This window comes from Neobacillus citreus (assembly GCF_018343545.2).
In the GTDB taxonomy this organism is placed as follows: Bacteria; Bacillota; Bacilli; order Bacillales; family Cytobacillaceae; genus Neobacillus; species Neobacillus citreus.
The window spans coordinates 1-26,158 of record NZ_JAGYPE020000074.1 but is presented as its reverse complement, the minus strand read 5'-3'; the positions used below and the strand labels follow the sequence as shown (position 1 = coordinate 26,158).

At 43.8% G+C, this 26,158-nt stretch carries 23 protein-coding genes; 19 read left to right on the top strand and 4 right to left on the bottom strand.

The features are described 5' to 3' along the window. From KHB02_RS26015 to kduD, 16 genes are all read left to right on the top strand, one after another. A partial coding sequence (locus KHB02_RS26015) for an alpha/beta hydrolase family protein (protein ID WP_241114099.1) occupies positions 1-506 on the top strand: 506 nt, incomplete at its 5' end. An 82-nt stretch (positions 507-588) separates the two neighbouring features. Continuing rightward, entirely contained in the window at positions 589-2,019 is a 1,431-nt protein-coding gene (locus KHB02_RS26010) for an extracellular solute-binding protein (protein ID WP_213146324.1), read from the top strand. Positions 2,020-2,044: 25 nt separating this feature from the next. Then, on the top strand, positions 2,045-4,282 hold the full coding sequence (locus KHB02_RS26005; protein ID WP_213146325.1) for a heparinase II/III domain-containing protein: 2,238 nt from the start codon (positions 2,045-2,047) through the stop codon (positions 4,280-4,282). 30 nt (positions 4,283-4,312) lie between these two features. Next, positions 4,313-4,936, top strand: a complete 624-nt coding sequence (locus KHB02_RS26000) for a YesL family protein (RefSeq protein WP_213146326.1) — start codon at positions 4,313-4,315, stop codon at positions 4,934-4,936. 99 nt (positions 4,937-5,035) lie between these two features. Further along, on the top strand, positions 5,036-6,007 hold the full coding sequence (locus KHB02_RS25995; protein ID WP_213146327.1) for an ABC transporter permease: 972 nt from the start codon (positions 5,036-5,038) through the stop codon (positions 6,005-6,007). A 20-nt stretch (positions 6,008-6,027) separates the two neighbouring features. Next, complete coding sequence (locus KHB02_RS25990) at positions 6,028-6,903, top strand: carbohydrate ABC transporter permease (RefSeq protein WP_213146328.1); 876 nt, start codon at positions 6,028-6,030, stop codon at positions 6,901-6,903. 65 nt (positions 6,904-6,968) lie between these two features. After that, a complete protein-coding gene (locus KHB02_RS25985) occupies positions 6,969-8,561 on the top strand; it encodes an extracellular solute-binding protein (RefSeq protein WP_241114098.1) in 1,593 nt (530 codons plus the stop codon). 121 nt (positions 8,562-8,682) lie between these two features. Further along, positions 8,683-10,497, top strand: coding sequence for a hypothetical protein (locus tag KHB02_RS25980; RefSeq protein WP_241114097.1), 1,815 nt, complete (start codon positions 8,683-8,685; stop codon positions 10,495-10,497). A gap of 84 nt (positions 10,498-10,581) precedes the next feature. Beyond that, positions 10,582-11,517, top strand: coding sequence for an Ig-like domain-containing protein (locus KHB02_RS25975; RefSeq protein WP_241114096.1), 936 nt, complete (start codon positions 10,582-10,584; stop codon positions 11,515-11,517). Between the two features lie 132 nt (positions 11,518-11,649). After that, positions 11,650-12,666 carry an NAD-dependent epimerase/dehydratase family protein gene (locus KHB02_RS25970; protein WP_213146329.1) on the top strand — a complete coding sequence of 339 codons (1,017 nt, stop codon included), beginning with the start codon at positions 11,650-11,652 and terminating at the stop codon, positions 12,664-12,666. A 2-nt stretch (positions 12,667-12,668) separates the two neighbouring features. Beyond that, entirely contained in the window at positions 12,669-13,724 is a 1,056-nt protein-coding gene (locus tag KHB02_RS25965) for a dihydrodipicolinate synthase family protein (protein WP_213146330.1), read from the top strand. Between the two features lie 35 nt (positions 13,725-13,759). Beyond that, the gene (locus KHB02_RS25960; RefSeq protein ID WP_213146331.1) at positions 13,760-14,005 is read left to right on the top strand and encodes a hypothetical protein; all 246 of its coding nucleotides are present in this window, start codon (positions 13,760-13,762) and stop codon (positions 14,003-14,005) included. A 66-nt stretch (positions 14,006-14,071) separates the two neighbouring features. Continuing rightward, positions 14,072-14,653 carry a Gfo/Idh/MocA family oxidoreductase gene (locus KHB02_RS25955; protein WP_213146332.1) on the top strand — a complete coding sequence of 194 codons (582 nt, stop codon included), beginning with the start codon at positions 14,072-14,074 and terminating at the stop codon, positions 14,651-14,653. Beyond that, entirely contained in the window at positions 14,637-15,803 is a 1,167-nt protein-coding gene (locus tag KHB02_RS25950; protein ID WP_213146333.1) for a glycoside hydrolase family 88 protein, read from the top strand. Before KHB02_RS25955 ends, KHB02_RS25950 begins: the two co-directional genes overlap by 17 nt. 56 nt (positions 15,804-15,859) lie before the next feature. Then, a complete protein-coding gene (gene kduI / locus KHB02_RS25945; RefSeq protein ID WP_213146334.1) occupies positions 15,860-16,690 on the top strand; it encodes a 5-dehydro-4-deoxy-D-glucuronate isomerase in 831 nt (276 codons plus the stop codon). Positions 16,691-16,772: 82 nt separating this feature from the next. Continuing rightward, complete coding sequence (kduD, locus tag KHB02_RS25940; protein ID WP_213146335.1) at positions 16,773-17,555, top strand: 2-dehydro-3-deoxy-D-gluconate 5-dehydrogenase KduD; 783 nt, start codon at positions 16,773-16,775, stop codon at positions 17,553-17,555. A 208-nt stretch (positions 17,556-17,763) separates the two neighbouring features. On the opposite strand, the gene KHB02_RS25935 is transcribed toward kduD, so the two are convergent. The 3 genes from KHB02_RS25935 to KHB02_RS25925 all read right to left on the bottom strand — a co-directional run bounded on the left by KHB02_RS25935 (position 17,764) and on the right by KHB02_RS25925 (position 21,887). Beyond that, entirely contained in the window at positions 17,764-18,864 is a 1,101-nt protein-coding gene (locus KHB02_RS25935) for a GerAB/ArcD/ProY family transporter (RefSeq protein WP_213146336.1), read from the bottom strand. Positions 18,865-19,128: 264 nt separating this feature from the next. Next, positions 19,129-20,313: a Ger(x)C family spore germination protein gene (locus KHB02_RS25930; RefSeq protein ID WP_213146337.1), complete on the bottom strand. Its 1,185-nt coding sequence runs from the start codon at positions 20,311-20,313 to the stop codon at positions 19,129-19,131. Next, a complete protein-coding gene (locus KHB02_RS25925) occupies positions 20,310-21,887 on the bottom strand; it encodes a spore germination protein (protein ID WP_213146338.1) in 1,578 nt (525 codons plus the stop codon). The genes KHB02_RS25930 and KHB02_RS25925 overlap by 4 nt, the downstream gene beginning before the upstream one ends. 110 nt (positions 21,888-21,997) lie before the next feature. On the opposite strand from KHB02_RS25925, the gene guaD reads away from it, so the two are divergent. Next, on the top strand, positions 21,998-23,362 hold the full coding sequence (gene guaD, locus KHB02_RS25920; protein WP_213146339.1) for a guanine deaminase: 1,365 nt from the start codon (positions 21,998-22,000) through the stop codon (positions 23,360-23,362). 135 nt (positions 23,363-23,497) lie between these two features. Next, positions 23,498-24,334 carry a pentapeptide repeat-containing protein gene (locus KHB02_RS25915; protein WP_213146340.1) on the top strand — a complete coding sequence of 279 codons (837 nt, stop codon included), beginning with the start codon at positions 23,498-23,500 and terminating at the stop codon, positions 24,332-24,334. Between the two features lie 169 nt (positions 24,335-24,503). On the opposite strand, the gene KHB02_RS25910 is transcribed toward KHB02_RS25915, so the two are convergent. Beyond that, positions 24,504-25,157 carry a carboxymuconolactone decarboxylase family protein gene (locus tag KHB02_RS25910; RefSeq protein ID WP_213146341.1) on the bottom strand — a complete coding sequence of 218 codons (654 nt, stop codon included), beginning with the start codon at positions 25,155-25,157 and terminating at the stop codon, positions 24,504-24,506. A gap of 183 nt (positions 25,158-25,340) precedes the next feature. Between KHB02_RS25910 and KHB02_RS25905 the strand changes: the two genes are divergently transcribed. After that, complete coding sequence (locus KHB02_RS25905; protein ID WP_213146342.1) at positions 25,341-25,988, top strand: hypothetical protein; 648 nt, start codon at positions 25,341-25,343, stop codon at positions 25,986-25,988. Positions 25,989-26,158 lie beyond the last annotated feature (170 nt).

Here is a 26,158-nt window from a genome sequence, read left to right as displayed (position 1 = left end):
TTGTGGATCATATGTACGGCGTTTCGCTGCTGGAGAGAATAGCCAGTGTACATAAAATCGGAGCGATTGGTCATTCGCTTGGCGGCTATAATGCCTACTTTTTGGCTGGAATCGATAAACGCGTGAAGGCTGTTGTCACAAGCTGCGGCTTTGCTGTGTTTGCAGGTGACCCTGAACGCGATCGTTGGGGCAGACGCAGTTGGTTCTCCCATATTCCCAAGGTCAGCGATTTCCTGGCTAAAGAAGAAGTGCCCTTTGAGTTTAATGAAATTGCCGCACTTGTGGCGCCAACGCCGTTTTTCCTGTGGATGGGCCAAAAGGATAGGATCTTCCCTCATTGGGAACCGGCCGCACAAGCTGTAGCTGATATAGACAAGTTATATACCATTTTAGATGTTGAACATCAGTTTAAAGCCCTGATTGGGAATGAGGGCCATGATTTTCCAAGCGAAATCCGCCAGTCAGCCTATACGTTTTTGGATGAAAAGCTAAATCCAGAAAACTGAGAGAGTCATAAAAATAGTATTTTGCAAAACCGATTCACCTCATTTAATATTAAATCATCAAGTTGTATAGGAGCGGTATGCGGTGTTGAAGAGACGAAGTGAATTCGAAGTTAAATATTATAAATTCTTATCTGAATTAAAGGATGAAATCATTTCAGGCAGGCTCAAGCCCGGGGAATTTATCCTGCCGGAAAACACTTTAAGTAAAGAATATGATTTAAGTAGAGTCTCCATCAGGAAAGCACTTGCAGAGCTAGTAGATGAAGGATTAATTGAAAAAATTCCTGGAAAAGGAAACCGTGTTTCCCTTCCTGAAGAAACCTCCAAGCAGACCATCACGCTTGGCTGGTACTCAGATTCTTACGAAATTGAAATTATTGAAGAAATTATTGCGCGTTTTGAACAGTTAAACCCGTTCGTCAAAGTCGATTTGCAGCTTTTCCCAGGGACGGATTATGTGTATACCTTAACGCAATTGATTGAACGCGGGCAGGGACCGGATGTATTTATGGTGTCCGATTTACATTTCCGCCAGCTGGCGGCCATTGATAAATTAGATGTGATCGAACCGTATGTGCCAGAGCACCTGCAGCCAGATAAAGATAGTTATCCAAAGCTATTTGAAATGTTCACGGTCAATCATGAGACGATTCTGACACCATTCTTATTTTCTCCGGTGATTATTTGTTATAACAAAAAAATGTTTTCGGATGCTAAAATCCCGCAACCATACAAATTGGAGAGCTGGCAGGATTTACTGGATTCTGCGAAAAAATGCACGAAGGATGAAGGCGGAAATGAGCTCGTTCAACAGTACGGCTTTTGTTTCTCGGCTTCCTCTAACCGTTTTCCTGTCTTTATGCTGCAAAATGGCGGGAAGTTTTTCGATGAAACCCGCAGTAAATCATTGTTAAATAGTAAGGAAAATATTGAAGCATTATCCTTTTGTGTGGATCTAATGTATGAAAATAAGGTTTCGCCTATCTTTTCCCATGGCAGCAATCATATGGCGGAGAATTTATTTATGCGCGAGCGGGCGTCAATGATCCTGACCACCTATTTCTTTATGAATGAGTTCCGTGACCATAAAATCAAATGGGATGTTATGCCAGCCCCTAAGAACAAAAAAAATGCAACCATATTGCTCGGCGGTTCTTTGGGAATCAATAATCAGAGCGAAATGAAGGAATCAGCCAAAGCCCTGATTAATTACATGGTGAGCACGGAGGCACAGACAACGCTAAAACGAAACGGGTGCACGATCCCGATGCTCCGGGTGGTGGCAGAGGATAATTATTTGCTGCAGCCGGGCATTCATCCGGAGAATTATAACGCTTTTAAAGAGGTTATCCCCTATGCTTATACGACCAGGGATTTGCATTTAACCCATTCCGATATTGAACTGCTCGAAAATGAATTGCAATTCCTGTGGTCTAATATGGAAAAACCGGCAGATGCCTGCAAACGGATTGAAAAACTGTTAAATGAAAAGCTGAACGGTGTAGTCCAATGACATCTAGTGGGAAAGGGGCTTTTCGATGAATCATCCAAACAGCTGGAATGTAAGAAATCATCCGCGGATATTATTCTCTGAAACAGAACTCAAACAGGTAAGAGACTCACAAATTTCGCAAGAATTTTTTGAACAGGCGAATCAATTTTTAACAGAAACGGACTTTAAGGTGAACTATCCGTCCATTCAGTTTCAAATCACGGTAACCCTTCCGCTCGTTCAGTTGGCACCGCTTCCAGAGGCGCCGGGATATGTGGATTTTCCCTATTGGACGATGTACTCGCGGGCAATTGAGGAGCGCATTACCGTTTTGTCCACAGCTTATGCGCTTACTGAAGATCGGAAATACGGGGATAAGGTGAAAGAATACCTTTTGGCCCTCGCCAAGTTTACGAGATGGTACGAGTTTCCTAACCGGGGAGCGGAGGGAAACCTTAGCAATGCCCACTTTACGTTAGCGGCCGCAATTGGCTATGATTCTATCTATTCTTTGTTGAATGAGCAGGAACGGAACATCCTGCAGCAGGCAATCCTGGCTAATGGGCTGCAGCCGTTTGAAATCGATTTTGAAAATCAGGACAGTCATAATATTATTGCCTCCAAACGGGTAGCCATGCTGATTGGCGCCTTATCGATTGCAGATGAACAGGATGTCGGCCAGTATTTAAGCAATGCATATGAGTATTTGTTTGCCTACCTGGAAGACCGGTTGACGAGTCCGGAAATTGAAGGCCTCCTTTATACAAGTGTAGCGATTCGCCATATATTAATGGCGGCAGATGCACTAAACCGGGCAACAGGCGATGCCTCATTGATTGGTCATGATTATTTTCAAACGTTTTTGCCAGAGCTATTCCTTTATATGCTCGGCAACGCCAAGAAGCAGAGCTTTGTGAACTTCTCAGACTCCTTCTACACTTTGGATATTAGCTATTTGATGGGGATGCTGGCACAGCGGAATCTGCATCCGGCTGCAAGCTGGTATTTTCAACAGGCAAAAACCAATCATTCACATGTTCTGTTACATCCTAAAAGGATGCCAGACCCGATTGCACCAGGTGAATTTTTCAATCAGCAACACTCAAAGGTTATTCCTTCAATCGGCTGGGCCGCGTTCCGGAACGGCTGGGACAAGGAAAGCCATCTGCTGGCCTTTGCTTCAAGCGGGTCCGCTAAAGGTCATAATCATTATGACCAAAATAATTTTGTCCTCCATGTACATGATGAGTGGTTAATGACAAATCCGGGGTATCAGGATTATGTTCCCGGACCGCGAAACACGTTTACAACCGGGACGGTCGGCCATAATGCCATGCTAATTAATGGCGGCGGGCAGACGGAGCTTGGGCGGAGCCGAATTGCTGATTGGTATTTATCGCCTTCCTATGATTTCTGTACGGGTGATGCCACTGATGCCTACAATGGTGCGGTAAAGCAGTGGAAGCGGGCCATTCTGCACATCGATCAGGGATATTTTCTGATTGTGGATCGTGTAGGGAAAATTAATCCCGAGGACCGTGTGTCATTTTTATTTCATACAACCTCCAGCGTCATTGCAGCAGGCAGGCAGCTCGAGCTGAACGAGTCTATTGACTCCAATCACGTTATCATTGCCGGCGGACAGGCGGGGGCTTCACTTTATTATTGTTATCCTGAACAAACGAAGAAAACGTTGGAGCAGTTTCCGGGGGCGGAAGAATACGGAACCTACATAGCTGTCGAACCGGGTGGGAATCTTCAGGAAGAATTCCTCGTGACGCTCATTGTTCCCCATGCCGACAAGAGATTGGCAGATAAACCATTAGATTATCAGGTTGATAGAAACTACGGGACAATTAGTATAAAGGTTGATAGGGAGGACTATGGGGTGACCGATTACCTCTTATTTGCCGACAGCCAAGAATCCAAGCAGATGACGTCTGAACACACCGATTTTCAGGTGAATGGGGAACAGGCATGGGTTTGTTTCAATCACAGCCTTCAACAGCCTAAAAAATGGGTGCTCATCAATGGTACGCGGCTGGATTTTGATGGCAAAGGGTATCTTAGGTCTGATAAGAATCTAACTGCAAGAATGGAAAGGGACAGGCAGGAACGAAAGTATTGGCTGGAGCTGATGGAGGAGACTGCCATTGTGATTCCATGCAGGGAATCGGATGTGGTATTGGTAAACAATCAAAGATATGAAAATAGCAAAACTGGGATTCTAGAACTGGTTTTACCTAAAGGAGAGACCGTGGTTCAAGTTATTCAGCAGGATTAACGTTAGCTGGCTTAAAGGAGATGGACATACATGATGCTGACAGGTTGGAAAGGGAAATTGAATGATTTTTTGGAATGGGCGATGAGACTTGCCTATGTAAACCTTCTATGGATTGGCGGGAGTCTGCTTGGACTTTTGGCTGCAGGCTTTTTCCCGGCGACCATTGCGATGTTTGCCGTGGTCAGGAAGTGGCTGCAAAAGGACGAGGAGATCAAAACAGCCTCCTATTTCTGGAAAATTTATAAAAGCGAAATGTTGAAGGGGAATGCGTTTGGCTATTGCTGGGTGATTCTGGGCCTGATTTTATATTTTGATTTAAGCTTTTTTCGCAGTTTTTCCAACCTGGTCAGCTTGATTTTTACCTATGTTACCTTTTTGATTGGCGCTGTCTATATCTGTTCTCTATTATTTGCCTTTCCTGTCTATGTGCATTATGATGAGCGCGTTTTCCAGACAGTAAAAAATTCAGTGCTGCTTACCTTATCGCGGCCGTTATTTGCGATTGTGCTGGCCATCGCGTTCTACCTTCCCTATTATCTGGTCTTTAGAGTGCCGGGGATGCTGCCATTTTACAGCGGCAGCTTGATTGCATACTGTTTATTGTTCGTATCTCTAAAGATATTCGATAATTTGGAACAGTTAGAAAAAGATTAAAAATTTATTGAAAACCCAGTAGGAATGTATTATTCTTATTATAAATACATGTTATATACATGTAGTTTGATGAGAGTGATGCAGAAAGGAGACGAGGGGATGGAGTTGAAATCAGTGAATGTCGATATAGATGAGCCTTTCCCGACCGCCGAAAAGACAAGTAAGTTCAGCCGGATCGGCAAAAAAATAATGAAAGACAAGTATTTGCTCCTATTGCTTCTCCCAGGCATACTGTACTTTTTAATTTACCGAATCGTACCGATGTTTGGAATTATCATCGCTTTTAAGGATTATAGTGCGTTTCGGGGACTAATGGATAGCCCATGGGTAGGACTAAAATACTTTAAATTGATTTTTGAAGATTCAGAGGTTATTAGAGTCATTTGGAATACACTGCAAATTTCGTTTTTGCAAATCTTTTTCGCCTTTCCGATTTCCATCATTTTAGCCTTGATGCTGAATGAATTAAGAAATCAAGTGTTTAAGCGGGTGGTTCAGTCGATTGTTTATTTACCACACTTCCTGTCTTGGGTTGTGGTAATCGGAATCACGGTTATTTTCCTCCGCAGCGAAGGAATCCTGAATGCGTTTCTGGTCGGCACGATGGGGATGAAACCGATTGAATTTTTAACAGACCCGACCCTTTTTAAACCGATTGTCATTCTGCAGGTCATCTGGAAGGAATCAGGCTGGGGGACAATCATTTTCCTGGCAGCCCTTGCAGGGGTTGACCCGTCACTATATGAAGCAGCCGCAATCGATGGAGCCAACCGCTGGAGACAAATCTGGCACATCACCCTGCCAGCGATTAAAAGCACCATCATTATCCTGCTGATCCTCCGCCTTGGAAACGTGATGGACTCCGGGTTTGAACAGATCTTCCTAATGCTTAATCCGTTTAATATGGATGCTGGGAATGTCTTAGATACATTTGTTTATTTTAAAGGGATTCAACAGGCAAACTACAGCTTTGCCACAGCCGTCGGATTATTTAAAGGTATAGTTGGGCTTTGTCTGGTTGTAGCAGCCAATCGTTTAGCGAAAAAATTTGGTGAAGATGGTCTGTATTAGGAAGGAAAGGAGGAAATTGAATGGACAGAAATACGTTAAGCTCTAAAATTTTTGATAAAATGAATGCTTTGCTCCTTGTGTTGATCGCTTTGACGATGGTCTTTCCTTTTTTCTATGTGTTTTCTGTTTCTTTTTCATCGGTAAGCGACTTTTTGGAAAATGACTTTCTCTTATGGCCGAAGGAATGGGTAACGGATGCCTACGAGTATATTTTAAGCTCCGACCGCTTCCTCCACTCTTTGCTTGTCACCATCTATATTACGGTGGTTGGTACAGCGGTTAACCTAATCTTTACAGCAACGATGGGCTATGCCTTGACAAGGTCAGTCATTGGCCAGCGAGCGATCCTGATGATGGTCATTTTCACCCTGTTGTTCTCGGCAGGAATGATTCCGACCTATATGATTGTCAAAGCTACCGGGTTGATTAACAGCCTTTGGGCCTTGATTATTCCGGTTGCCATCAGCCCATTTAACCTGATCATTATGAGACAGTTTTTCTTGAGCATTCCTGATGAGTTAAAGGAGGCTGCGATTATTGATGGGGCAAATGAGATCCAGATTTTCAGCAAGATTATCCTGCCGTTATCGAAGCCATCATTGGCGGCCTTTGGATTGTTTTATGCAGTCGGCCACTGGAACAGTTACTTTACTGGCGTACTTTATTTAAGTGATCCGGCAAAATGGCCGATTCAGGTTATATTAAGACAAATCGTCATTGTTAACGAACCAAATGCAGCCTTGGGAGCAAATGAAATGATGCTCGAAACACTGCCGCCGCCGGTAACCATCCAAATGGCAGCCATTCTTCTGGCGACACTTCCGATTTTGGTCGTCTATCCATTCTTACAAAAACATTTTGCTAAAGGGGTGATGCTGGGTTCAGTAAAGGGATAAGCAGTCTCAGCTCTATGGCATCTGTAAGCGCTTTAGAAAAAAATTAAACTACAGGGGGGATTAGGTTGAAGATAGGTAAGATTTCACTCACTATGCTGTTAATACCATCACTACTTCTAGCCGCATGTTCGTCAGAAACGAACCAAGCCAGCAATAAAGAAAAGGAAAAGGAAACAAAGAAAGTCGATCCATTTGATCATTCTAAAAAATATACGATTACAGGGATGACCTTCCGCTTTGGCGATCCGCCTCCAGCTTCAAGTCCCGGACTTGATATGATCAATGAGCGCTTCAATGTGGATTATAAGCCGGAAATTATACCTCAAGGTGACTACGTAGAAAAATCTTCTGCCATCGTAGCTTCAGGATCGATGCCTGATTTGGTCGGTTTCCCAGCGAATGATGCAAGATTTTACCAATGGGCTTCAGAGGGAGCATTTCTTCCTTTAGATGATTATCTAAAGCATTACGAAACATTAGGGAAAATTCCAAAGCATATTTACGATGCGTTTAAAGTGAATGGAAAAATTTACGGAATTCCACGTTATACGCCTGAGTATCCAGTCACACCGATTATCCGAAAAGATTGGCTTGATAACCTTGGCTTAGAAGTTCCGACAAGCTATGAGGAGCTCAAAAAAGTAGCAATCGCCTTTACTGAGAATGACCCAGATCAAAACGGCAAGAAAGATACTTATGGACTCGCGATTGGCGAGAACATCAATCCAAACTTCAATATGGGAACATATTGGGATTTCAGCGCCTGGTACCATCAAGATAAAGATGGAAACTATATTCCTGGGATTATCTCTAAAGGAAGAAAAGATTTAATTGGCTTCTTTGCGGATTTATATGCAAAAGGTGCAATGACGAAAGATTTTGCGGTTCTTAACTGGCAGGATACGAATGCTGAGTTCTATAAGGGCAAAGCAGGAATTTTCATCGGCGGTGTAGCTGGTATGTCCGAACCATATTTACAAGGACTACTGGACCTTAATCCTAAGGCTGAATTAGTTGCCATTCCTCCATTTAAAGCACCAGATGGTTCTGTTGGCTTTACAATGGGTTCAGGTAACTCTGGTATTCTAGCACTTAATGCCAAAATGGCTGACGATGAAGGGAAAATTTATCGTGCCCTTGAATTGGTTGATTTCGGTAAGAAGTTCTATACAAGAGAAGAAATGACCCCGCAAAATAAAGACTTTGATTTCTTCTGGGGTAAAGAGGGCGTCGGTTACAAAATGGAAAATGGAGCGCCAGTACGTGTTCCTGAATTCTCTACTGCTGGTTTAGCGCCGTCTACTTATTTCTTAGACAACCGCGGCCATTTACCTGAGGGTGGAAAGGTTCGTTTTGCGGATGACTACAAGCTTGAACCTATGAAAAACCTGGTTAATTCCCTGCAGGATATGTTTGAGGCCAACAAGCTTTATGTCAATCCTTCTAATGGCGTCATTTCTAAAACAGAGCAAGAAAAAGGTACAGATTTAACGCAGTTCATTATGAATGAGCAGGCGAAAATGATTGCCGGTCAACGTCCGATTTCCGATTGGGATAAGCTTGTAGATGAGTACATGGCCCGCGGCGGTAAGGAAATCATACAAGAAATGAATAAAGGGATTAAAGAAAAGGGCTACAAGAAAAAAGAGTGGAAATAAATAGCACCATGATTAAATAGAGGAGTGATACAGGAACTCCTCTATTTTCTTGAGGAGCCAATGCTGCGAAATCAGCAATCTATCAATCTATTAAAACTAACTCATTAAAAAGGAGGAAATAATGAAAAAGTTTCGTCCCTATTCTACGGTCATTCTTATTGTGGGCCTTATTCTGTCAATATTGTCACCAGCTTTTGACTCATTTGCAGGTGCAGCGGGCGCTCCGCCTCAGTTGTCTCTAGTTAACGGGGGATTTGAGCTCGATGACAGCGGCAATATGCCCGGCTGGCACCCCGATGGTGCTGCAGAAAAGGTATTCAGCAGCCAAGAAAAAGTTTTTGAAGGAAAAAGCAGTTTGTTAATCAAGGATGAATCCACATCTGGTGCTTACGGTGCCATCAGCGATCCGGTAAAAACAGCACCATTTGAGAACGTGGTTCTGACTGCTCAAGTATTCAAGGAGTCTGGTGCAGGGGGCAAGGCCGACCTTCGTTTCTTTAAACAGGACGGTACCCTGCTGTCAGTGGTCAGCGCCCTGGTTGATTCCTCTGTAAGTGAAACAGGGAAATGGAGCAGCCTAAGACTGGCGGCTGCTGCACCAAAGGACGCAGCTTATTTTCAAGCGGCATTCTATACACCTAACGAAAGTGTCGGCGTGTTTTATGCGGATGAAGCCAAAATTTCGACTTCAACAGCTCCGGGAACGATTACAAATCTTGGCCCTCAATCAACTAGTCTTACCATCATGACTGGAGCGTACGGTAAAGATAAACTTGGCCGTGATGTCATGTACACGGTGGCCCAGGGAGATCCGGCGCAATTTATTGTCAGCGATGTGAAAACGAAGGAAATTTACGACCAGGAGCCGTTAGTAGCCCTTGATGGCAGCAACGCAACCGCCGCATGGGCGATTACTGTTGCCACTGATGGCAAGGTATATGTTGGCAGTACACCAAATGGGACGTTATTCCAGTATGATCCAAATACACAGGCCATGCGGACAATCGGCAAGCCGGTTCCATCCGATACCGTCATTTGGGTGCTTGTCCCAGGTAAAGACGGAAAGGTATATGGAGGCACAGGCTATTCTCAATCCATTTTTGAATATGATCCGGCAACAGATAAAGCAACCGTCTTAACATCGTTTAAGACAGCTTCTAAGGAACAGCATGTCCGCTCATTGGCCTACGATGCTGAACGCAATACACTGTACGTCGGCGGTGCCGATGTGGCGAAGCTGTATAGTTATAATCTGACCACGGGAGAAAAAAAGCTGATTACAGGGTTCGGCGGCAAGACCTCTGTTTATGACCTTCAATACACTGCCGGCAAGCTGTTTATCCGTGTCGACCCGGGTCCTGTAATGTATGTTTACACCCCAGAAAACAACACCTTAATTGTCAAAAACAACCCTGAATATAACACAAGAGGATTTTCACCGGTTTCACCAGATGGCCGCGTGTTCTACACCTATTATGAGCCAAAGCCGGATGGCGGAAGCCAATGGTCCCTATACGCTTACGATGTCAATACTGGCCAATATGGTTCGCTTGGCATTGATGTAAAAGGACCGGCGATTGCGTTTCACTATGTGGAGTTAAATGATCCAAAGTTCCCTGGCGTGACTTTGGTGGGATTGGCCGGTAACAGCGGACGCGCCTTCTACTATAACTTGGAAACAGGCTATACAGAAACACCGGAACTTCCACTGCCGCCGCAATTTGTCGAACTGTTCAATATCGGCAAGAGTGTCGACGGAAAAATACTTAGCTCAGGCTTTATCTCAGGAGGCGGATTAGGCGTTTACTCTCCGACCCAGGACAAAACAACGCTTTATTCTTCACTTGGGCAGGTAGAGGGATATGCGACATTGAATGGCAAAGTGTATTTTGGTGTCTATCCTCGTGCTTCCATTTTTGAATATGACCCGGCATAGCCTTGGAATCGCCTTGATCCAAGCGAGCCGTTAAATCCGCCGCGTCTTGCACAGCTTGGACAGGATCAGGATCGCCCTGTTGCGATGGTTGGGGTCGAGGAGGAAAACAGGCTTTATATAGGAACCTATCCGATTGCCGGTAAAACCGGCGGAGCGCTGAGTATCTATAACCCAGAGACAGGAGTATTCGATGTCAAACGCAACATTATTCCGGAGCATTCCATCAATACACTTCTTTACCGTGATGGGAAACTGTATATGGGTAGTGGTGCGATGGACGGCGGCTCTGGCAAGCTGGCCATTTATGATACGGCAACAGACACAATCGAATATGAAACCATTCCGGTTGAAGGGAAAAAGACGCTGACTTCATTCATTTGGGGTCCAGACGGAAACCTTTGGGGAATGGCACTCGGAACGCTGTTTATCTTTGACCCTGATACAAAAAAGGTAATCTATAGCGATGATAAGTTTCCAACAGCAGACTATGCCCATTCCAATCCGCGTTTGATGATTGGCACAGACGGCAATGTGTATGCATCTATTTTCATTGGCTATGTTGCGGATAAAACCTATACAAGCAAATTCATTAAAATTGATGCAGCGACCAAGGAAGTATCCGTGATTCTTGAAGGAAACGTAGAAAAATTGGCACAGGACGACTTTGGAAATTTCTATTTTAAATACGGCAGTGAATTGATGAAGTACAGCGATCAAAATCTTGTTGTGAACTTAAGTGAGGTAAAGGCAGAGGTTGAAAAAGCAAGGCTGAAACCGGGCGACAAAACGTCCATTAAGTTTACAGCATTACTGGAAAAAGGACGCACCACAAAGGAACTGTCTGGTGCAGTGATCAAATACGAATCTAGTAAACCGAAAGCGGCTGAAGTCAGTGAGGATGGAACCATCACTGCCAAACAGCCTGGTAGGACAGAAATAACGGTAACCGTTACGCTGAACGGGGTAACCGTCACTTCAAAACCGATTCCTGTGCTTGTAACAGGACCGTTCCCAGAATAAAGTTGACTAAAAAATAGCGGGCTGCCTTTATCTCTTCAAAAGAGGTAAAGGTGGTCTATATTTTACTAGAATTGTATACAGGTAAAGTACAGGTTACAAAAAATCACTTTAACAGGTAAAGGGGTAATCCTAATGAAGACAGTCGAACAGCTTGAATATGTAATGACAGAGCCATCAGCAGCTTTGGTTGAAGATATGAAGAAATTGGATGGAAATATCCTCATTCTTGGTGTAGGCGGAAAAATGGGCCCGACCTTGGCGAAAATGGCCAAACGAGCCATCGATGCAGCTGGTGTGGATAAAAAGGTCATCGGTGTCTCAAGGTTTTCGTCCGGTACTTTACAAGAGGAACTAGAAATGGCCGGGATTGAGACGATTGCCTGCGATTTATTGGATGAAGAGCAATTATCTAGACTGCCCCATGAGAAAAATATTATCTATATGGCTGGAAATAAATTTGGCACAACGGGCAATGAACATTTTACATGGGCAATGAACACTTATCTACCGGGCCGGGTGGCTGAGAAATTCAAGGGCTCAAGGATTGTGGCCTTTTCAACGGGGAATGTGTATCCACTGGTTCCCGTTTCAGAAGGCGGATGTGATGAATCCCACCCAGTGAACCCTGTCGGAGAGTATGGTCAGTCATCGTTAGGAAGGGAGCGAATCTTCACTCATTTTGCACACCGTGACAATACACCGTTGACGATTTTCCGGTTGAACTATGCGATTGACATGAGATATGGCGTACTGCTGGAAATTGCCCGGGCTGTTAATGAAGGCAGGGAAATCGATGTGTCGATGGGCCATGTGAATGTCATTTGGCAGGGGGATGCCAATGAATACGCCATCCGTTCGCTGCTTATTGCTGATGTGCCGCCGCAGATTTTAAACGTAACAGGTCCTGAGCAGCTGCCGGTTCGCTGGGTTGCCAAGCAATTTGGCAAACTATTAGATAAACAGCCTATTTTTACGGGAGTAGAGCAGCCAACCGCATTATTAAATAATTCCGGAAAGGCTCACCGCCTGTTTGGTTACCCGAGGGTATCCATCAATCAATTGATTGAATGGACTGCAGAATGGGTGAAGAACGACGGTGTTACAAGCAACAAGCCGACACATTTCCAAGAGCGAAAGGGGGCCTTTTAACCATGCTTTCCCCAGCTTTAAAGAAATTTCTGCATGAGGGTGCTGCCATCCCGGCTCACCCGCTTGCCCTGAATGAAAAAAGAGAACTCGATGAAGCGGCACAACGACGGCTGACTCATTATTATATTCAGGCAGGTGCTGGAGGGATTGCGGTTGGAGTTCATACCACCCAATTTGAAATTCGTGACCCTGAACATAATCTGTTAGAACCAGTTCTTAGAATGGCTGCCGAAGAAGTGGCAAAGGCAAAGCTAGACCGGCCGTTTTTAAAAATTGCCGGTGTTTGCGGCCCGACAGAACAAGCCATTCAGGAAGCCGAACTGGCTAAATCGCTTGGCTATGATTTGGTGCTTTTGAGCAATGGAGGGCTGACGAACTTCAGCGAGGTGGAACTATTGGAACGGACGCGGCGTGTTGCCGACATCATGCCTGTGTTTGGGTTTTATTTACAGCCATCTGTTGGCGGACGCATCTTTACGTACGATTTTTGGAAGGAATTCGCCGAAATTCCAAACGTGATGGCCATTAAAATCGCTCCATTTAATCGCTATCAAACGCTCGATGTAGTAAGGGCTGTATGTGAATCATCGAGACGGGATGAAATTGCCCTTTATACCGGCAATGATGACAATATTGTTCTTGATCTGTTGACGAAATACTCATTTACGGTAGATGGAAAAGTGGTAACCAAGGAAATTGCAGGTGGGCTGCTTGGTCACTGGGCTGTCTGGACAAGAAAAGCGGTGGAACTGCTGGAGGAGTTAAAGCAGGTCCGGAGCGGCGGTTCGATTGATGCGAAGTATTTGACCCTTGCCCAGGCTGTTACCGATACGAATGCTGTATTCTTTGATGCGGCCCATCAATTTAAAGGCTGTATTGCTGGAATTAACGAAGTATTGGCGCGCCAAGGATTGCTTCAAGGCAATTGGTGCCTGTCTGATCATGAAGTCTTATCCCCGGGGCAGGCGGAGGAATTAGACAGAATCTACCGAATGTATCCGGAGCTGCATGATGATGAATTTGTAAGAAACTTTTTGGCCGAATATCAGAATCAGTAAGGCTCGTTACGGGATTATTGATAGGAGAGGTTTACATGCAAATTGGAATGATTGGCCTTGATACGTCCCATTGTGAAATTTTTACAAAGCTTTTAAACGATAAAAGCGACCCGTTCCATATACCTGGAGCAAAAGTGGTCAAAGCCATCCCGTTTTACTCTCCGGAGTTATCGATTAGTGCAGATAGGGTGGGGCATTTTACCGCCCTATTGCGGGACAATTACGATGTAGAACTTGTTGAAGAGCTCTCTGAGTTTTGCAGTGGACTTGATGGCATATAGATTACCGCTGTTGACGGCAGTACCCATCTTGATTGGCTCAAGAAGATCGCACCATTCGGACTCCCTGTGTTTATTGACAAACCGATTGCACTCTCAAGCGAGGATGTAAAGGAAATAAGGGAAGTTGCTGAAACGCACCGAATTCAAGTGATGAGTTCATCCTCCTTACGATATGCAGATGGGCTGGTAACAGCGATGAATAGTGTGAGGGATTCAAGTATCCAATCTGCCTACATATACGGACCGCTTCCAATGCAGGAGGGAATCCGGGGGTATTTCTGGTACGGCATTCATATGCTTGAGCTGGCTTTTGCCATGATGGGTAATAATGTGCAAACTGTCGAGGTGGAGAGGTTTAAACACTATGAACTGTGCCGGTTAACCTATGACGGGGGCCGCAGCGCTGTCATCCGCGGTGATTACAATATGCATGGCCGATTCGGCTTCGTTGCCCATACACCCTCCAATACCTTAAGTGCAGAGCTTTGGAAGGATGAGAAGCCATACTACGCTGGGTTATTGGAGAAGATCATTGACTTCTTCCAGACCGGAATTCCGCCGGTCAGTTTGCAAGAAACGCAAAAGTTAATTGAAATAATTGAAGATATTCATAGAAAGAGAGAGTACGGCCATGATTCAGCCTATTAGTAAATATGAAAATCCTCCAGCTGTCGACCGAGAATTTGTAGAACAAGCGATAGAGCATGTACTGGCGAAAATTGATCAAAATTTAGCCGTTTTTACAGATAAGTTTCCTGATTCCAGCAGTATCAATCAGGTCTATCAGCCCATTGATAATGTGGAGTGGACAGCGAGCTTTTGGACGGGGATGCTCTGGCTTGCTTATGAATATATAGGAGATGACAAATACCGAATAGCGGCCGAAAAGCAGGTGGAGAGTTTTAAAGAAAGGCTCGAGAAGCGGATTGAGATTGACCACCATGACCTTGGTTTTTTATACACCCTTTCCTGCGTCAGCGCCTTTAAGCTGACAGGCAATGAACAGGCAAAGGAAACCGCCATTCAGGCGGCTGACCTTTTAATCACCCGCTATTATGACAAAGCAGGGATTATCCAAGCGTGGGGGAACTTACATGACCCGAAACAGCGTGGCCGGATGATTATCGATTGCAATATGAACCTTCCACTACTTTACTGGGCTTCAGAGGTGACAGGGAAGCCCGTTTACCGTGAAGTGGCAGAGTCTCATATTAAGCAAGCGGCAAAATATATCGTCAGGCAGGATGACTCAACCTTCCATACATTTTATATGGACCCCGAGACAGGGGCTCCGCTGTATGGGAATACCCACCAAGGATACTCGGATGACTCCTGCTGGGCACGCGGTCAGGCATGGGGAATATACGGATTCCCATTAAGCTATTGCTATACGAAGGATTGGAACCTAATTGAGTTATCGAAAAAATTGACAGACTACTATTTAGCGAGACTTCCTGAAGATGATATCTGCTACTGGGATTTACTTTTTGCCAATGGGGATGAAGAGCGTGACAGCTCCGCCGCAGCTATTGCGGTTTGCGGACTGCTAGAACTGGCAAAACATTTGCCATTAACAGATCCCGACAAAAGAATCTATGAAAATGCAGCCCTAGCCATGGTTCAGTCACTGTATGAAAATTACACCACAGAGATTGATAGTCCGGCAAATGGTATCTTAAAGCATGCCGTCTACTTTAAGCCAGGCGGCAACGGTGTCGATGAAAGCTGTATTTGGGGAGATTACTACTATTTTGAAGCATTAATCAGGCTTGTGAAAGACTGGAATAGGTACTGGTAAGAAATAAAAAAATGAAGGAACTCTTCGAGAAAAATGGTCAAAAGGAGATTTGAAAAATGGAAACACGTTATGCCCATCATCCGGAGGATATGAAAAAATATACAACGGAAGAATTGCGTCGGGAATTCCTTGTAGAAACCTTGTTTGAAGCGGGTTTTGTTCATTTAACCTATACGCATGTTGACAGGATGATTTTTGGCGGAGTAACACCGGCTGAAAAAGAGTTAACCATTAAGCTCGATAAGGAATTAGGTGTGGAGTATTTCTTAGAACGCCGTGAGCTTGGCATCATCAATATTGGCGGCGGAGGCTCTGTGGTACTCGATGGGAAGGAATATGAAATGCAGCAGCGTGACGGCCTGTACGTTGGAAAAGGTACGAAAGAAGTGTTATTCCGTTCCAAGGATGCAGCCAATCCGGCGAAATTCTATATTAATTCGGCACCGGCCCATCATACGTATCCGACCGTGAAGATTGATATTAACAAAATTGATCCGCTGCAAATGGGTGCCCCTGAAACATTAAATGAGCGGAAAATTTACCAATACGTTCATCCTAATGTTTGTGAGTCCTGCCAGCTGCAAATGGGCTTAACAATGCTTGCTCCTGGTAGTGTATGGAATACGATGCCATGCCATACCCATGAACGCCGGATGGAAGTGTACTTATATTTCGATATGGAGCCCGAAACCCGCGTCTTTCACTTTATGGGAAAACCGGATGAAACAAGACATCTTGTTATGAAAAATGAACAGGCGGCCATCTCTCCAAGCTGGTCCATCCATACAGGAACAGCCACAAGCAACTACACCTTTATCTGGGGAATGTGCGGAGAAAATATCACGTATAGTGATATGGATCATGTAAAAATGGAAGATTTACGATAAAGAGAATTTTGGCCTCGACAAACAGGCGTGCTTTGTTTGTCGGGGGTGGGTCAGGACGGTCTTTTTTAGGAGGTAAAATAGAATGACAAAACAGCTGGATTTATTTTCGCTGGATTACTTCAGCCTTAAAGGGAAGACGGCGATTGTAACAGGTGCGAACAAAGGATTAGGGCAAGCATATGCGGTGGCACTTGCCAAGGCAGGTGCTGACCTTTTTGTTGTTTCAAGGAGTGGAGATTGGGAAGAAACAAGGACATTAATTGCTGGTACAGGGCAAAGGGCAGAATTTTTTCAGGCGGATTTAAGTGACCGGCAGGCGGTTAAAAAAATCGCGGCGGAGTGTCTGAAAGCTTATGGAAGGATTGATATCTTAGTCAATAATGCTGGAACCATCCTGCGTTCGCCCATTCTTTCGTATAAGGAAGAAGATTGGGATAAGGTTATGGAAGTCAATCTTCATTCCTTGTATTTGTTAAGCCAGGAAGCCGCCAAAGTGATGGTAGAACAGCAAAGTGGAAAAATCATAAATATAGCTTCGATGCTCTCATTTCAGGGCGGAAAATTTGTCCCTCCCTACACCGCAAGCAAGCATGCAGTTGCCGGGCTGACGAAAGCCTTTGCGAATGAATTGGCCGAACAGAATATTCAGGTCAATGCTATTGCTCCTGGATATATTGTCACTGATAACACTGCCGCCATTCGCGCGGATGAAAAGCGCAACACTGAAATTCTCTCCAGGATCCCTGCAGGCCGCTGGGCAGACCCATCGGATCTGATGGGCGCTGTTGTCTTTTTAGCAAGTAAAGCCTCTGACTACATGAATGGTCACATTTTAGCAGTAGACGGAGGGTGGCTGGCGCGGTAGTATTGTTTGCCGGTGAGCGGCGTTGTCTTGTTTGGTCTGCTGCAGTTAAAAAAATAATAGAAGTGTACGATGGGGTGTTTGTGCCAGCTTGGGACCCGCTGTAACGAAACATCAGCGGGTGAATTTTCTGTTCGGTATGCTGTAAACGGGTGTGGGATGTTAAAAAAAGTAAGGTACGCTGGCTGCCTATGTGGCTTTCCATAATAAATTAGATCGAGGCCGATTTCGCCCTTTTTCTGCGTATTACTGCCACGCACAAAAGGAAAATGGGTATCAGCAGCTGAACCGTTAGAAAATAATAAGGCACGGTTGTACCCATCCCCCGAATCATGTCCTCAAACGACGGGATGGACCAGATTGAAAATAGAATAATTAAAAAACCAATTGGCAAAACAAATGGTTTATAACTAGGCAATGTCAGCCATTGGGAAGTACCAAGAACGAGCATATAGAAAAAAGAGGAAAGCTGTACGAAACCACCAAGAACCCAAACGGCGATGAGAACGGACTCGATATGTTCAAAAAAAGAACCAATACTAATGAATCTTGCAGCCTCAAACACAGGGAACTGCAGGTTTGAAATAATTCCCCCAAATAAAAAAAGGTTTCCCAGATTAATAAATATCATGGTCAAGACACTGGCAATCACTGAAAACATTCCCCATTTCATGACCTTTTGTTGATTCGATAATAAAGGAATGAGGAACGACATCAATGAAAATTGGCTTAACCAGGCGTGTGGTGCAAGGGAACCTTTAAAGGAAGGCATCACCCCATCTTGCATGATTGGAAAAATATTTTTCACATTCAAGTCAGGAATTAGAAAAACATAAATCAGTACATAGAGAGCCACAACAATGGGCAAAAAAATTAAAGCACATCGTCCAACCGTTTCAATCCCGCCATGAACAGCAATGGCGCAGGAAAGGGCAATACTGGCTGTCACAAAAATCATGGGCGTTTTATGTAAAAAGGCACTTTCAATGAACTCACCGTATTCCCTAAAAGCGATTGCCGTATCATGTAATAGAAAGAACAAGTAAATGAACGCAATGATCTTTCCAAAGGCACGGCCAAGAATAAGATCACAATATTCAATGAGTGTTTTCCCAGGAAAAAGCTTTGAAAGCTTGACAATAATCAAGACGATGAGAAAGCCGCTAAAAGAACCCCAAATCGGAGACAGCCACAAGTCACGCTTTGCATGCTGTGCTGTTACATATGGAATATAAAGAATGGCTGTTGCGACAACAGTTGCATACATTATTAAGGCTAGCTCCAAGTAGGAAATTCTACCTTTTTCAATCATATTTGTTCATTCCTTTTCTAAAAGGAGTCTATTACCAAAACGGTTTAAAGGACTTATAGAGAAAATCTATGAATTGCCCAGGTCCCGGCATTTCAGGAAAGAAGACAAGTAAAACAGCTAGGCCCCAGTTCACCACCATCAATGAAAAAAAGGCTATTTTCACCTTTCTCTCATTTTTCTTCAACTTGGGCCATTGGAATAAAAGGATAAGCACGAGTATAACTGTTACCCCTAATATCCTTCCAACCTTCATCGCTCTTCACCTCAGTTATGTTTCGCAGTTCCCAAACCGGTTCTTTCAATCTTTACCTTCGTGTCAAAGGTAACGGCTACTTTCGGGAAAATTTCATTCCATTCAGCCTTCTTTTGTTTCCATATTTGTGGATACTTTCTCTCGAATTCTTCAGCAAACCCAAAAATATCGGCATTTAATTTTTTCTGTACTTCCGAAAAAGCCAACCGCTCTCTTTGTTCAACTTCCAAAACAACCTTCTCCTGGGCTTCTTTTATAATCTTTGGATCGAATAAGTTTCGTTTTGTCGTATTTTGAATGACTTCTAGGTCCGCCATTGTTTTGATGTGCATACGCCACTTGCCGCTTTTGATGGTTGGGGTCAATTCCGTTTTGCTTCTCAAAAGATTTAAGGAGATGAAGCCTTTTTCGTTTTTAAAAGAGATTGTAATGACGCCGTGTTTCATTTCATTTCTTGTCCAAAGAATGCCCCTTGTTTCCTTATCACTTAAGATTCCTGCCAGTTTGCCTTGCTTGAATATGGCTGCTCCGCTAATGATCGGAATGGTTTTTTTCGTTGTATCCATTTGCGAGTGGGGCAGGTTTACAACCCATGGCAGCACTGCTGCACCGGATGCACCGGAAAGCATCTGCGATAAATCCTTCACCGTTACTTTCACCCCTATATGGGTTTTCACGATTTTGCGCAGCTGTTTGGCTGCGTCCTGTTCCAGTTCAGGCATGGCCTTCAATACAGTCTTCGCCTCACCATTTGAAACAAACACGTCGGCACGAATCCGTGGTTCCGAGTGCCGCATCCAAAAATCAATCTGATCGCTTATTCCTTCCTTAGCTAACTTTTCGCCAATCAAAAGTACTTCATTTTGCCCCCAAAAAATCTCCCTCGTGAGTGATTCCTGAAGCCGTGCCATCGCATCTGCAATGGTTTCTCCTTCAGCTGATCTCACAAACGACCGGCCGCTGCTGCTTCCGCCCGACATCCCGGTTTCTTGTCCGCTTTGTTTGGGGCTTGGAATAAAAATAAGGGCAGAAAGTTCTATATTCTCGCTTTTGCTTTTATCCACACCAGCCGCCAAAATAAGCGCCAAATCATTTACCTCAGCACGATCCCAACATCCTGTCAGAACAATCGAGGTGAGGCCAAACAGCAGGAATAAAGTGAATAGCTTCCTTTTTTCTCGAAATTTACATCTCAACCTCCGTCGCCACCTTTGCTTGGACCAGGCTTTTGGGTACTGGACTCACGCCTTAAGTAACTAATATCTTGTGAAAAAAAGTCAGGACGAGTATTCATGGCCCACCATGGAGCCCGAATGAGGACATCCTTCAAATTGTGTATCTTAAGCGGTGCTGCTGAATTGAAATAGGGTACACCAAAGGATTTGAGCGTACACATATGGGCGACAATCGCTGTGATCCCGAGCATAACACCTAATAACCCCAGCATGCCGGATAAAATCATGATCGGAAAGCGGAGAATCCGAATCGAAATGCCAGTCGCATATCTTGGCATTAAAAACGAGGCAACTCCTGTGATGGCGACCACCATGACCATCGGTGACGAGACCAGTCCGGCTGCCGTCGCTGCTTGTCCGATGACGAGCGCTCCGACAATACTGACAGCCGCCCCGACTTGTTTTGGCAGCCTCACGCCGGCTTCCCTTAGCGCCTCAAAAGTGATTTCCATAATAAATGCCTCCACTAAGGCTGGAAAGGGGATTTGTTCACGGCTTTCGGCGATTGTTAGAAGCAAAGAGGTTGGAAGCATTTCCTGATGAAACGTTAAGATGGCCACATACGCCGATGGTGCCAGTAAAGCGATAAAAAAGAAGATATAGCGCAGCCAACGGATAAAGGTACTAATGTAAAATTGATTATAATAATCTTCAGGTGCCTGCAAGAGACTTGCAAACGTACAAGGAGCAATCAGGGTGATGGGGGTGCCGTCAATCAAAATAACAACACGTCCTTCTAAAAGGCAGGCAGCGGCGACATCCGGGCGTTCCGTTGTTAAAAGCTGCGGAAAAGGCGAAAATGGATAATCTTGAATCAACTCCTCAATATATCCGCTTTCTAAAATACCATCAATTTTGATTTGCTTTAATCTATTGGTCACCTCATCAACTAAAGTGCTGTCAGCAATTCCTTCGATAAAAGCTACGATGACTTGTGTTTCGGTGTAGCCGCCAATATCCATTTGTTTCATTTTTAATAATGGATGACGAATTTTCCTCCGTAACAGGGAGGTGTTCACTCGTAAAGTTTCAATAAAACCTTCTCTAGGGCCACGAATGACAGATTCGGCGTCTGGTTCCTTAATGCTGCGTTTTTCCCACTTCGGCAGGCCAATCGATATTCCCTTCGTTTGTTTTTCAATTAGAATAATTGGGTTGCCAATTGAAATTTGTTTAAAAACATCAGGAATTGAGTGAATTTCCTTGAGGCCGGAAACGGATATTTCCTTTTTCGTGCTCTCCAATATGGAGCTGTAATCAAGGTCTTTTATTCGTAACAGAGGCATTAACACATGCTGGTCGACCTCTTCCGTATTCGAAAGGCCATCAATGTAAAGAAGAACGGCATTGACACTGCCAGCGATACGAAATTCACGAAATACCACATCAGAGCAATCTTTATAAGCCGACTTTAGTATTTCGATATTTCTATTTAACTCCGAATCAAGAGGAATTTCCGGTAACGTATCCAACGATTCATTTAATTGTTTACTTGGAAAATCAAAATTCTTTTTTCCATTCCCCAAAAATTTCATTAACTGGTTCCCCTTGACCGTATTTACATGTATTCTTTGCAATTTTATATTGATTATGCTAATTTCTAAACCAGTTAGAATCTATGTAAACAATAAAAGGACGGACAAACATGAAGAAATATTCACAGATTTTCCAAGGGACTGCTTTTTCAAGCAAGTCCCCAAAAGAAGTACAAATTTTAAAAGATCATCTGTTCTTCGTTAACGATGACGGAGCCATTGAAAAGGTTGTCTCTCCTGACGATCAAAACTATCAAAATTTATTATCAGAACATCAAGGCGGAGCAAACTTTCATCCTTTAGCCGAAGGACAATACATCCTGCCAGGCTTCGTCGATTTGCACGTGCACGCGCCGCAGTGGGCTCAATCTGGAACGGCGCTAGATATCCCGCTCTATGAATGGCTTAACACATACACCTTCCCGATTGAGGCAAAATTTTCAGATTTAGATTTTGCGAAAAAGGTATACCAGGACGTTGTCAGCACCTTGCTTGCAAACGGCACAACCACGGCCCTTTACTTCGCAACTGTACATAAAGAAGCAAGCGTCCTGCTGGCAGAAATATGTGCGGAAAAAGGGCAGCGTGGCTTAGTCGGGAAAGTGGTCATGGATAACCCTGACCAGACACCGGAATATTATCGGGACTCGGACACAGCAACTGCCTTGGAAGATACAGAGGAATTTATCAAATCGGTAAAAGAAGTGGCGAAGCGGGCGAAACAGGGGGTATACCCAGTGGTGACACCGCGCTTTATTCCAAGCTGTACTGACGAAACTCTAAAAGGTTTAGGTGAATTGGCGGCTAAGTACGATGCACATGTCCAGTCGCACTGCAGTGAAAGCGATTGGGCGCATGGGTATGTGCAGGATCGCTTCGGTAAAAACGATGCGTTTGCCTTAAATGATTTCGGCCTGTTGCGCGAAAAGTCAGTCATGGCACATTGTAATTTTTTAAGTGATGACGATGCAGGGTTATTCGCGGAAACAGGGACGGCAATCGCTCATTGCCCTATATCTAATGCTTACTTCGCCAACAGTGTCATTCCAATTGCCCGCTTTCAGGAAAAAGGGGTTGAGATTGGGGTGGGTTCGGATATTTCTGGAGGATTCTCACCAAGCCTCTTCGACAATGTCAGGCAAGCCGTGATGTCCTCAAGGATGCTCGAAGATGGAGTGAATCCGGTTCTTCCGGCTAAAGAACGAGGAGTCCCGAATTCCCGTATCACCATTGATGAAGCATTCTATCTGGCCACTGCAGGCGGTGGAGAAAGCCTGTCTCTCCCAATCGGCCGCCTTGAGGAAAACTATGCCTGGGACGTCCAAATCATCGATACGACCTTAGAGACGGCCCGGCTGCCACTCTATAATGCTGAAGAAAATTTGCATGATATTTTCCAAAAAATCATGTACCTTGCTCGGCCGGAAAACATTCGCGAAGTTTGGGTCCAAGGGGAAAAGGTCCACGAGCGGTAAAATACTAATTACCCTGCTAAAAGCTGGCAGGGGGTTTTGTTGTTTTAAATATTTTTTACTAATTGACAAAGGAATTTCTGAATAAATAATCGAATTGGAAATAGTATTTTTTTATTTTAAAAGGACGTGTAAGGGTTGCCTAATCAGAGTGTAATTTTAAAAAATTTAAAGGCCGACTGTGAAAAATGCTTTGCATTGTGCTGTGTGGGGCTGCCTTATGCCAAGTCGGCTGATTTTGCGATTGATAAAGAAAGCGGTACTCCTTGCAAGAACTTGCAATCCGATTTTCGCTGCAAGATCCATCAAAATCTTAGAGATAAAGGTTTCCGCGGTTGTTCCGCTTATGAATGCTTTGGTGCAGGTCAACAGGTTTCTCAACTTACATATGGAGGCAAAGATTGGCGCGAGAGCCCGGAGTCAGCTAAAGAAATGTTTAATGTGTTTCCAATTATGCATCAACTTCATGAAATGCTTTATTACTTAAATGAGGCAATGAGTTATGAAGAAGCGAAAGTCATTCATCATGAACTGCATGAGGCTTTTGAAGAAACAGAAAGCTTGACCAATTTAACCCCGAAGGAAATCTTGAACCTTGATGTACCATCACACCGGTCAAAGGTAAATACGTTATTTTTACGTACAAGTGAACTAGTCCGCGCAAAGATTTTACCTGGAAAAAATAGCAACAAAATCCGCAAAGGCAGTGACTTGATTGGGGCAAAGCTTAGAGGTGCTGACCTGAGAGGAGCAAATTTAAGGGGGGCTTTGTTAATCGCAGCCGATCTTCGAGAATCGGACCTTAGGGGAGTCGATTTTATTGGAGCAGACATGAGGGATGCCGACCTAAGCGGAGCAAATCTGACAGGGAGTATCTTTCTTACGCAGGCACAAGTGAACGCAGCAAAGGGCGACCGTCACACGAAATTGCCTGCCGCAATAAAGACTCCTGAGCATTGGGCACATCACAAATAAAATAATAGGAAAAAAACGGCTTAGCATCTAGGCCGTTTTTTATGTCGAAGTTGCTTGGATGAGCTGCCATAATATCGCTGACTGATCTCGCTTAGTACCCTTATGAGGTCATTATCTCTCAGGATATTCGTATAATTTCCTGTTTTTAGAAAGAAATAATATAACAACCTCAGTCTTGATAACTTTGAATCATATTAGCCATATGAACATAGGAACCGCCAGCACGTAATGCGGAAGTAACCATAATAGCTTCTGCGAGTTCCTCGCTTGTTGCACCGAGTTGTTCGGCTTTTTTCGTATGTACGTCAATGCAATATGGACATTGACTGGCCACCCCAGAAGCAGTTGCAATTATTTCTTTAAATTTAGCAGTGAGTTTGCCTTCTTTAGTGGCGGCTGCACTAAACGCTGTATAGCCTCTGAATCCTACATGAGCAAATTTACCAAGCTTGCTTAAATTTTTCAAATTGGAACGGGCATAAAGAACGTCTGATGCATCTGCATTTTTTGCATTATGTACATGTGTACTATGGGTGACCGCACCACCTGCTTCCACAGCCGCAGCAACAAATGCAGCTTCAACTAATTCTTCTAGTGACGCTCCTGCGCTTTTTGCCTTCCTTGTATGAGCATCAATGCAATACGGACACTGAGTAACATGAGCAATTGCCACAGCAATGATTTCTTTCTCTTTAACAGTAAGAGCACCTTCTTTAAATACTGCGGCATTAAAAGCGTTAAAAGCTTTTAATTGTTCTGGTGCTAAATCTTTTAATTGAGCTAGGTTTTGAGTGTTTTCTTTTGCATATAGGTTTGTTGACATTTTTAAAAACTCCTTTTGAACTTTTTATGATTAGTTTAGCCTTAAAGGTTTATAGAATATCCAAGCAAACCAACTAAACAAACCATAATGTTCTAAATTAAAAATAGAATTATTAAATTTTCCCAAAAATGTAAGAGTTGATGGTAAACTTAAGGTAAGAACTTATAGAAAAGAGTGGTCCCTTTGATCAAGGATAAAAAGTCCTTATCTATTTCTATTATTCTATATTTAGCCGTAATCATTTTGAACCTTCCTTTCCCAGATCAAAGTCCCCTTGGCGAAACCCTTGCATCAAAGCTACATATTCCTGTAAGGTCCGCAAATGGCCTGCATTATTTTGGCATTTCTCTATTTATATTATTTATCTTGAGCCTTTATTTTCTTTCGAAATCATTGAAAAAATATAAAACAAGATTTATAGTTATTGCCTTTTTGGCGGTGAGTTTTATCCCAACTTTTCTGGCTGCTTCTATTCAAAAATACTTTGCAACAGGCATTTACTCGGTTGCCTATAATCATAATGAAGGCCGGTGCCATTTTGAAATAGCGGGTGAAAAAACATTGCACGGCGAATGTGTACTTCCATTTGAAAACTACAGCAGCAAGCCCGTTGGCTTTACCATTGAATTTTACGATACATATGACGACGAATTCTTAACCCTGATGAACGTTAATGCTCCTTACACAGTAAAGCTTGATGGGAAAGAAAGTAACCGAGTGGAGATTGAGGCCGATATTGATGTTTCGAAAATGAAAAACCACATTGATAGCGCCGATGTAAATGGCGTGAATATTATCATCAAGTCGGGCGGGAAAAGCCGAAAATTATGAGATAATAAGACTTAATTCAGGCAGTCCATTAATCGGTTACTACAGAACAATATAGGAAATAATAAAAAAGCCTAAATCATCCTGTGATTTAGGCTTCAGATTGTAGACAAAAGGCATTCGAATGAGCCCATTCGGATGCCTTTTTGTTGGATTATTACTCGTAAGAGCAA

Excerpts from the sequence above, each read along its gene's own strand:
- KHB02_RS26005 (WP_213146325.1), top strand. The coding sequence starts at position 2,045 with ATGAATCATCCAAACAGCTGGAATGTAAGAAATCATCCGCGGATATTA.
- KHB02_RS26000 (WP_213146326.1), top strand. The coding sequence starts at position 4,313 with ATGATGCTGACAGGTTGGAAAGGGAAATTGAATGATTTTTTGGAATGG.
- KHB02_RS25995 (WP_213146327.1), top strand. The coding sequence starts at position 5,036 with ATGGAGTTGAAATCAGTGAATGTCGATATAGATGAGCCTTTCCCGACC.
- KHB02_RS25990 (WP_213146328.1), top strand. The coding sequence starts at position 6,028 with ATGGACAGAAATACGTTAAGCTCTAAAATTTTTGATAAAATGAATGCT.
- KHB02_RS25980 (WP_241114097.1), top strand. The coding sequence starts at position 8,683 with ATGAAAAAGTTTCGTCCCTATTCTACGGTCATTCTTATTGTGGGCCTT.
- KHB02_RS25975 (WP_241114096.1), top strand. The coding sequence starts at position 10,582 with ATGGTTGGGGTCGAGGAGGAAAACAGGCTTTATATAGGAACCTATCCG.
- KHB02_RS25970 (WP_213146329.1), top strand. The coding sequence starts at position 11,650 with ATGAAGACAGTCGAACAGCTTGAATATGTAATGACAGAGCCATCAGCA.
- KHB02_RS25965 (WP_213146330.1), top strand. The coding sequence starts at position 12,669 with ATGCTTTCCCCAGCTTTAAAGAAATTTCTGCATGAGGGTGCTGCCATC.
- KHB02_RS25960 (WP_213146331.1), top strand. The coding sequence starts at position 13,760 with ATGCAAATTGGAATGATTGGCCTTGATACGTCCCATTGTGAAATTTTT.
- KHB02_RS25950 (WP_213146333.1), top strand. The coding sequence starts at position 14,637 with ATGATTCAGCCTATTAGTAAATATGAAAATCCTCCAGCTGTCGACCGA.
- kduI (WP_213146334.1), top strand. The coding sequence starts at position 15,860 with ATGGAAACACGTTATGCCCATCATCCGGAGGATATGAAAAAATATACA.
- kduD (WP_213146335.1), top strand. The coding sequence starts at position 16,773 with ATGACAAAACAGCTGGATTTATTTTCGCTGGATTACTTCAGCCTTAAA.
- KHB02_RS25935 (WP_213146336.1), bottom strand. The coding sequence starts at position 18,864 with ATGATTGAAAAAGGTAGAATTTCCTACTTGGAGCTAGCCTTAATAATG.
- KHB02_RS25925 (WP_213146338.1), bottom strand. The coding sequence starts at position 21,887 with ATGAAATTTTTGGGGAATGGAAAAAAGAATTTTGATTTTCCAAGTAAA.
- guaD (WP_213146339.1), top strand. The coding sequence starts at position 21,998 with ATGAAGAAATATTCACAGATTTTCCAAGGGACTGCTTTTTCAAGCAAG.
- KHB02_RS25910 (WP_213146341.1), bottom strand. The coding sequence starts at position 25,157 with ATGTCAACAAACCTATATGCAAAAGAAAACACTCAAAACCTAGCTCAA.